General features: G+C 36.0%; 1 pseudogene. It reads left to right on the forward strand.

Going from position 1 to position 511, the window contains the following annotated elements:
• Positions 1–447 (forward strand): annotated as a pseudogene (locus tag Q0856_RS18040) (hypothetical protein); the annotation flags it as partial.
• Positions 448–511: the final 64 nt, after the last annotated feature.

A 511-nucleotide genomic window follows, 5' to 3' on the forward strand; every position in this document is an offset into this window, starting at 1 on the left:
ACGGTTTCTACTGCTGGAGTGGTAACAGGCGTATCAGCCGGTACGGCAACTATATCGGTAACTACACAAGATGGTAATTACATAGCTACATCAATAATAACAGTACAAGCAGCAGCTATAATAACTTTTGACCCTTTTACAGGAGTTTATACAGCACCTGCGGGATCTATAGTTACTGTAGAGTTACAATCATTTAGAGTAGGAACGGGCCGTGCGACTATTTCAGCAGGGGCTTTTTTAACGTTGAATACTAGTTGGGATGTTGGTAACACAACACCTGTTTTTGATTCTGATGACGGAACTTTTGTAATGCCACCTTCAGGGGTAGTTACATTTACTGGAAATCATTTGGGTATTAATTCTACTTCAACAGTAAAAATATCAAATAGTCTAACGACTACTATTATACCTTTTACTATGGATGCTAATCTAGCAATGCCTCAATAGTAATGGTTACTATTTTTTCAGATAATAAAAAACTACAATGAATAGCTTATATAAATATTTAGTT

The organism is uncultured Maribacter sp., from assembly GCF_947496775.1.
GTDB lineage: Bacteria > Bacteroidota > Bacteroidia > Flavobacteriales > Flavobacteriaceae > Maribacter_B.